Origin of the sequence: Arenibacter sp. ARW7G5Y1 (assembly GCF_003201775.1) — a bacterium.
Lineage (GTDB): Bacteria > Bacteroidota > Bacteroidia > Flavobacteriales > Flavobacteriaceae > Arenibacter.
Genome location: NZ_QJJZ01000046.1, coordinates 1 through 1,219, shown reverse-complemented (window position 1 = coordinate 1,219; position 1,219 = coordinate 1). Strand labels below are relative to the sequence as shown.

Annotated in this window: 2 protein-coding genes; both read right to left on the bottom strand. The window is 39.9% G+C overall.

Annotation, left to right across the window (positions count from 1 at the left end):
* Nucleotides 1-903, bottom strand: a 903-nt coding sequence (locus tag C7972_RS23640) for a transposase (protein ID WP_110358618.1), incomplete at its 3' end; no start/stop codon positions are given.
* 43 nt (nt 904-946) lie between these two features.
* Nucleotides 947-1,219 (bottom strand): hypothetical protein (locus C7972_RS23635; protein WP_110358617.1); only part of this gene is annotated, 273 nt, incomplete at its 5' end.

The following is a 1,219-nucleotide window of genomic DNA, read 5'->3' as shown; positions in this document are numbered from 1 at the left end:
GTATTCCGTATTCCTGACTCCCCTAAATTGTGATCTAAAAGCCTTTACTTTGGCATTAAAGGATTCTGCTGAAGCATTTGTACTTCTGTTTAAAAAATAGTTGAGTACAGAGCGGTAATTTAAAGTAATACTATTGGCTACCGTTTGGAAGCTCTTAAATCCTGACTCCTCTACATCTTTGTACCAGTGGGCTAGTTTGGTGTAAGCTACTTTAATATCTATGGCTTGGTTAAAAATATTCCTCAAGCCTTGAACAAGTCCATAAGCTTTCTTTAATTCTGGGTATTCATTAAACAATATCTGTCCCCTCTCTTTCTGATTTGGAGTCCATTTATCTGGGGATTTATACAGTAGATATCTACTCCTGGCCAGGAGTTGTTTTGAGCTGTCACCATTAGAAAAAGTTACGGGTTTAAATTCTTTGTCGGCTACTCTAGATAGCTTTATCTGTTCATTTTCTTGATCCAAAGCTTCCCATCGGTATTTGATACGAAGATCTTGGAGCGCCTCTATTGCCAGCTTCTGTACATGGAACCTGTCCGTTACTTGGATGGCTTTCGGGAAACATTTAGTGGAGATCGTTTTCATAGAGTTTGCCATGTCCAAGGTGATCTCTTTCACTTTGGCACGCTTCTTTGCCGGGATCTTCAAGAGTTGTTCGATAATAGGCTCCACTTTAGTTCCGTGGAATATCCCAACTAAAGCCCCTTTCTTTCCTTTGGCCTTCTTATTGGTAATGATGGTATAGAGCTCTCCCTTGGACAGCGCTGTCTCATCAATGGATAAATAAGAACCTAAGTTTTCAGGGAAAACAAGCCACTGTTTGGCATGGCTCTTATGCTCCCATTGCTTAAAATCACTTAAGTGATCCTTATAATGTCTTTGAAGCCTTTTTCCGGACATACCATACTGGTGCCCAAGTTGTTGGCTGCTCAGAGCAGTATTATCAGTCGATTTCTTTTAAAAAAGCAGCAAACTCTTTTGATATTCGAGTTCCCTGTGCAATAAATTCATCCCATTCACGACTTACTTTAATCCACTTTTTATCAAGTAGAACGTCCCAACGCCTTCGTTTAAGATTTAATGACAATAGATTGTCCCGAACGGGATAATCCTCGATTATTCGAGGCTCCATGAAGCCACTGGCTTTATACTTGCAATCCTTGTACTTGGATGGTATTTGTTTTTTCTCCTCCAAATATATCGTTAGACGGTTCTC